The following is a 5,047-nucleotide window of genomic DNA, read 5'->3' as shown; positions in this document are numbered from 1 at the left end:
TTTTTTCAAAACGTAAATCCATGTCTTTGCGGACATCAGCAATATTGCGATTTACTTCTGCAATATCTTGCTTGGTTGCTACATCAGCAACCTCATGTGACTTACGTACAGCAATAGAAATAGCTTTTGCCTGCTCTTTTGGCAAACCTGCATTCTCTAATGTTTCAACAAATTCTTGAGTATCAAATGCAACCTGACCCATAGGGAATCCTCCTTTTGGGTAAGTATAACGGGTTTAGGGTTCAATCTGCAAAATCTTTCATCAATTAACTTTGAGGAATTTCTACATGCAAAATTTAACTACTGAGCAAATAATTGAGAAATTGAAAAATATCTCCCCTGATTGCCCTAAATGGTTACTCGAAACTGAGCGATTTAATAAAAATAAAAAACTCACAAAAACAGAACAAATGGAATTTGCAGAATATATGGTGAAAACACAGAGAAGTATATTTTCTTTCCGTTACCTTATTTCTTGTTATCAACGCTTTGGTTTTAGTTCAAATGGTCACTATTTGTTCACACATAAAAATGCTTCAATCGAATTAGACAGTGAGGTTATTGAAAACCTACTCATCCATCAAATTGAAAATCCAATCATGCAAGAAAAACCAGGTGAAGGCTTTTTACCCGTCTGGTTTTTTTACAATGCTAACGACGCAAAAGAACAACAAGCAGATGAAAAATGGATACAAAACTTTATCGATGAAGTGATTATCGACGGTCTTAAGCTCTTTGTAACTCAACCTACATCATACACAACTCACTAGAGGACAATCACGATGAAAACTGAATTAATTACTATCGATTCAAATCAATTACCCGTTATTGAGTGGCAAAATGTTCGTGTTGTGACGACTGAAACTCTCGCTTCTGGTTATGGCACTGAAGCCTCAAATATCAGAATGAATTTATCTAATAACAAATCTCGTTTTATTGAAGGCATTCACTATTTCAATGTCACGGGTGAAGCGCTAGCACATTTGCGAGTAAATAATATTTACGCACAAATTTCGAACAAAGCACGGGCTATTACCTTATATACAGAAAAAGGTGCTGCTCGTATGTCAAAAATTGTTGATACCGATGAAGCCTGGTCTTTCTTTGAAAAAATGGAATCTGCTTACTTTAATCAAAAATCATTACCTAGTGACCCAACAACTTTAGGCTTACCTAATTTCCTTGACCCTGCTGAATCCGCAATTGCCTGGGCTGAGCAACACAAAAAAGTTCAACTGTTAGGGGTACAGGTTCAACAACTTGAAACCGAAATCGATAGCCTAAAAAATCTATTCCAGGTTGGGATGACACCCGTTCAGTTTTGCAAGCAGCTTAATGGCGTAAACATTAACCAGGTTAATTTATTTCTCGAATCGCGTCATTTTCTCTACGATGCAGAAAAGGATATCAGCAAGGCTCATGTCTGGCGTGTTCATTCCTATGCGAGAGACACGTATCTAACCGAATCCCCCTTCATCATGACAAACGATTACGGGCAACGTCAGTGTTACAAAATCGTTTTGCTAAAAAAGGGCGCTTCATGGCTATATAACCAATACCTCAAAAGTAAGCTACCGATGAAGAAAGAGTGGAATGGTGAATTCACCCACGACAAATATAGTCAGGTGGCATAAGGGCTAACTATGAACAAAGACAACATCCTGCTAGCGCTGGCAAGACAGGCAGCAAAGTTAGCGATTAATACCCAACGACAAGATATATGGCTCATCGCTTTATCACTGCAACTAAAAGCTTATGGAAAAAATCATCATGCCACTTAAATCAGAAATGGCGAAAAAACGTCATATTAAAGAAAAAATTATCACCCTGCTACTGAACTCACACTTTTCACAAAATGAAATCGAGTTATTACTCACAGAGATTAAAAACAGAAAAAACAGGCTGCTATTTCAGTTCGAGGAGGTCAAATGAATCCTTACGCCATGCAAGACTACTGGTATGAACAGCAACAAGAAATTGCTTATTGGGAAGACAGACTGGACGACGAAATTAACGAACTTGTCCAGCCTGTCTATGATTGCCTTCCTTCCTCAGTGATGCGAAAACTTAATCATGAGGATTTTGAAGATATCTGGAAGGCGCTGTTTGACCATTTTAAAAGTGAAAATCAACATATTTATCACGCACTGAAACAACAATAGAGATCATCATAAATAATTAGCGAGGTTGATTGTGAAACCTGGAATTTATTACAACATGCCAAGCAACGATTATCACGCAAATGAAGCGATAGGTTCAACGACAGTAAAAGCGATTAGCGTGAGTCCGGCAAATTTATATTTCAATCCATTTAAAGGCAGTAAATCAGCGCATATTGGATCTGCTGTTCATGCTGCCCTACTTGAGCCAGATATTTTTGAAAAGGATTTTATTTTAAGGGGGGATATTAAGACAAGAGCATCAAGAGAATATAAAACATTATTACAACATACTGATGCTGAAAAAATTCTTATTAATGGAGAAGTTGAGACGGTAACACAGATGATTGCATCTGCAAAAATGAATACTGATTTTATTGATTACATAAAAAGTTCTGGCCACTCAGAAGTGTCGATGTTCGCAAGCTGTCCTGAAACTGGTCTTAATTTGAAGTGTCGGTTTGACAGATTATCAAACAATTATACTTATCCTCTTGATGTTAAGAGTTGTTGTGATGCAACAGAGCGCGGATTTAGTCAAGCATTTGGAAAGTATCACTATCACGTTCAGGCGGCTTTTTATTTATATGTATTAAAGCTTGTAACAGGAAGAGAGTTAAATGAATTTTGTTTTTTCGCACTGGAAAATACCCCGCCTTATAAAAATTGCATGTACTACATTGGCAAAGACTCGCTGGAACTTGGTTACAAAACTCTGTTTGAGTCTCTGCGTAAGTTAAAAAAATGTATAGAGAATGAATCGCTCAGAACAGAGGGGATTGTTCTTCCACGCAATGAAATTAACGTGCCTAATTATCTTTTAGATAATGAATATGTTGATGAGGTATACATCTAATGGATCTATTAAGAACGGTTATTCCAAAGTCTGATCAGCTCAATTTCGAAGATGTGCAGACTCAAAGCATTACTGCTGTTATTAAGTCAATCCGCGCAGGAACAAAAGAGCAGCCCGTATTCATTGATCTTGTCGGTTATGACGGCAGACCCTACAAGCCCTCAAAATCTATGCGTCGGGTATTAATTGGTGGTTGGGGCTCAGATGGGCATTCATGGGTTGGAAAGACGCTAACGCTCATGGGTGATCCGAGTGTTAAGTTTGGCGGTGTTACTGTCGGCGGTATCAAAATTTATGCCATGAGTGATATCAACGCCGATTTTTCAATGATGCTTTCAGTATCAAGAGGAAGACGAGCAGAACATAGAGTCAAAAAAATTCAAAATGAAAATCATACTAAACCAGAGGAAGTATTATCAAGATTCACAGAAAAAGCAAGTAGTATGAACTCAAAAGAATTACAAGATGCTTTCGATTGGTCTACCAACGCATTGGCTAATTACCCCTCTTATCATCAAGAATTAGCTCAGGTTTATGACGCAAGAAAAAAAGCATTAATGGCATCCGTATAATCTAGCTAAAGATATTCATCCCAATTGCAAAAGGAAAACAAATTATGAACCACAACATTATCTTTACCTACAGCGAAGAGTCAGCCTTATTAACCTATCAGGGCGGTTTCATTAATGAATCAGGCGCATATGTAATCACGATTACTGAGGCAAAATTAACCAAAAGTGATAAAGGCTCAGAGTTTATTGAATTCTCTGGTGAATCGGAGGATGGCAGAAAAGTTAACTATCTGAGTATTTGTTGTAAGAAAAATGACGGCACGGTTAACCCTTTCGGTCAAAATATGGTCAATGCCATGATGGGATGTATTGGAATTCAGCGAGTAACCTCGGTTGTCCACAACAATAACCTGGTTGCGCCAGAATTCCATGGCAAAAAAGTAGGACTTGTTTTGCAAAAAGTTCTAAGAACGAAGAAAAATGGCGATGAAAGTTACAGCTTTGATATCCGTATGCCATTTGTAGCAAACACTGGACAAACGCTTTTAGAAAAAGTTGAAAACAAACCCGCTCAAGCAATTAAAAACCTATTGCGCAGCCTGAAAGATAAAGACGAACGTAAACCAACAAACACTTTCGCTAATACTCCGCAGCCAGATACTGACTTCAGCGCCTTTTAATAACAGGAAACCACCATGTGGATTTTAATCTTAGCCATGTACGCCAGCCCTTATGCATCAAGTAACTTTGCAAGTGTTCATACTCAGGAATTTGACACTGAGAACATGTGTCAATTTGCCGCTAAACAGTTTGAGCGTGAGTTTGAAACGTTCAAGGATATCAACGCCAAAGCGATTTGCGTTAAGAAATAAGCCAATTTTAAAAGGTTCAACCATGAAACTTAACATCATCAAATTACTCATCACGACATTACTTTTTATCAGTACAGCGTTTGCCTTTGAAATGCTGGTTGGACATCTCGCGCACGCTGATACCGTCATCGACCCACAAATCAGGTTCAAGCGTGGTGAATTAGGCAATATTCACTTAGGTGGGCAAGAGCTACTGGTTATTGGCATCATGATAGTGCCAGCACTCTTTGTCTATTTTGGGGTATTCCTCGACAGATTGAAGAAATAGTTACAGAACAAGAAGTCATTACCCACCCTAATCTATTCCACTTAATTAATACTCATTCATCAATTTTAATATTGAAGGATAACTATATGCGAAATTTAACAAATGAACATTACCCTATCATTGCTGGCGTAGAAATCACGACAGACTCAGATGGTCGTTTCAACCTGAATGCGTTACATAAAGCCAGTGGCGGCAAAGATGCTAAACGCCCTAAAACATGGCTTGAGACAAAACAAGCCAAAGAGTTAATTGAAGAGCTAAGGCAGAATTCCGCCTTAGGTCAAGAAGTAATCAAAGTTCAAAAAGGCGGCATAAATCCAGGCACTTTTGCTCATGAGCTGTTAGCCATTGAGTATGCTGGCTGGATTTCGCCAAGATTC

At 38.2% G+C, this 5,047-nt stretch carries 11 protein-coding genes and 1 pseudogene; 11 read left to right on the top strand and 1 reads right to left on the bottom strand.

Translation table 11 applies throughout. From position 1 onward, the window contains the following. Window positions 1-202, bottom strand: a pseudogene (locus G468_RS0116100) (hypothetical protein); the annotation flags it as partial. Between the two features lie 85 nt (window positions 203-287). On the opposite strand from G468_RS0116100, the gene G468_RS0116095 reads away from it, so the two are divergent. From G468_RS0116095 to G468_RS0116045, 11 genes are all read left to right on the top strand, one after another. Beyond that, on the top strand, window positions 288-770 hold the full coding sequence (locus tag G468_RS0116095; protein ID WP_026823922.1) for a hypothetical protein: 483 nt from the start codon (window positions 288-290) through the stop codon (window positions 768-770). A 12-nt stretch (window positions 771-782) separates the two neighbouring features. Continuing rightward, window positions 783-1,634, top strand: a complete 852-nt coding sequence (locus G468_RS0116090) for an ORF6N domain-containing protein (RefSeq protein ID WP_026823921.1) — start codon at window positions 783-785, stop codon at window positions 1,632-1,634. Window positions 1,635-1,643: 9 nt separating this feature from the next. Further along, window positions 1,644-1,781: a hypothetical protein gene (locus G468_RS23970; RefSeq protein ID WP_155847019.1), complete on the top strand. Its 138-nt coding sequence runs from the start codon at window positions 1,644-1,646 to the stop codon at window positions 1,779-1,781. Further along, window positions 1,771-1,932 carry a hypothetical protein gene (locus G468_RS23965; RefSeq protein WP_155847018.1) on the top strand — a complete coding sequence of 54 codons (162 nt, stop codon included), beginning with the start codon at window positions 1,771-1,773 and terminating at the stop codon, window positions 1,930-1,932. The genes G468_RS23970 and G468_RS23965 overlap by 11 nt, the downstream gene beginning before the upstream one ends. Next, on the top strand, window positions 1,929-2,162 hold the full coding sequence (locus G468_RS0116075) for a hypothetical protein (protein WP_026823920.1): 234 nt from the start codon (window positions 1,929-1,931) through the stop codon (window positions 2,160-2,162). Before G468_RS23965 ends, G468_RS0116075 begins: the two co-directional genes overlap by 4 nt. A 55-nt stretch (window positions 2,163-2,217) precedes the next feature. After that, complete coding sequence (locus G468_RS23175; protein WP_081700712.1) at window positions 2,218-3,015, top strand: PD-(D/E)XK nuclease-like domain-containing protein; 798 nt, start codon at window positions 2,218-2,220, stop codon at window positions 3,013-3,015. Next, entirely contained in the window at window positions 3,015-3,587 is a 573-nt protein-coding gene (locus tag G468_RS24255; protein WP_026823918.1) for a hypothetical protein, read from the top strand. The genes G468_RS23175 and G468_RS24255 overlap by 1 nt, the downstream gene beginning before the upstream one ends. 44 nt (window positions 3,588-3,631) lie before the next feature. Continuing rightward, window positions 3,632-4,207 carry a hypothetical protein gene (locus G468_RS24930; protein ID WP_034250225.1) on the top strand — a complete coding sequence of 192 codons (576 nt, stop codon included), beginning with the start codon at window positions 3,632-3,634 and terminating at the stop codon, window positions 4,205-4,207. Window positions 4,208-4,222: 15 nt separating this feature from the next. Then, the gene (locus G468_RS24395; protein ID WP_167876650.1) at window positions 4,223-4,399 is read left to right on the top strand and encodes a hypothetical protein; all 177 of its coding nucleotides are present in this window, start codon (window positions 4,223-4,225) and stop codon (window positions 4,397-4,399) included. A 22-nt stretch (window positions 4,400-4,421) separates the two neighbouring features. Further along, entirely contained in the window at window positions 4,422-4,667 is a 246-nt protein-coding gene (locus G468_RS0116050; protein ID WP_026823917.1) for a hypothetical protein, read from the top strand. A gap of 86 nt (window positions 4,668-4,753) precedes the next feature. After that, the coding region (locus G468_RS0116045) for a KilA-N domain-containing protein (protein WP_026823916.1) at window positions 4,754-5,047 on the top strand (294 nt) is incomplete at its 3' end.

The sequence above is a fragment of the Arsenophonus nasoniae DSM 15247 genome, assembly GCF_000429565.1.
Lineage (GTDB): Bacteria > Pseudomonadota > Gammaproteobacteria > Enterobacterales > Enterobacteriaceae > Arsenophonus > Arsenophonus nasoniae.
Note: the sequence above shows the minus strand (reverse complement) of the source record. Positions and strands in the feature narration are given on the sequence as shown.

What these genes read in the sequence shown, in the direction of transcription:
- G468_RS0116095 (WP_026823922.1), top strand. Translation starts at nt 288, where the DNA reads ATGCAAAATTTAACTACTGAGCAAATAATTGAGAAATTGAAAAATATC.
- G468_RS0116090 (WP_026823921.1), top strand. Translation starts at nt 783, where the DNA reads ATGAAAACTGAATTAATTACTATCGATTCAAATCAATTACCCGTTATT.
- G468_RS23970 (WP_155847019.1), top strand. Translation starts at nt 1,644, where the DNA reads ATGAACAAAGACAACATCCTGCTAGCGCTGGCAAGACAGGCAGCAAAG.
- G468_RS23965 (WP_155847018.1), top strand. Translation starts at nt 1,771, where the DNA reads ATGCCACTTAAATCAGAAATGGCGAAAAAACGTCATATTAAAGAAAAA.
- G468_RS0116075 (WP_026823920.1), top strand. Translation starts at nt 1,929, where the DNA reads ATGAATCCTTACGCCATGCAAGACTACTGGTATGAACAGCAACAAGAA.
- G468_RS23175 (WP_081700712.1), top strand. Translation starts at nt 2,218, where the DNA reads ATGCCAAGCAACGATTATCACGCAAATGAAGCGATAGGTTCAACGACA.
- G468_RS24255 (WP_026823918.1), top strand. Translation starts at nt 3,015, where the DNA reads ATGGATCTATTAAGAACGGTTATTCCAAAGTCTGATCAGCTCAATTTC.
- G468_RS24930 (WP_034250225.1), top strand. Translation starts at nt 3,632, where the DNA reads ATGAACCACAACATTATCTTTACCTACAGCGAAGAGTCAGCCTTATTA.
- G468_RS24395 (WP_167876650.1), top strand. Translation starts at nt 4,223, where the DNA reads ATGTGGATTTTAATCTTAGCCATGTACGCCAGCCCTTATGCATCAAGT.
- G468_RS0116050 (WP_026823917.1), top strand. Translation starts at nt 4,422, where the DNA reads ATGAAACTTAACATCATCAAATTACTCATCACGACATTACTTTTTATC.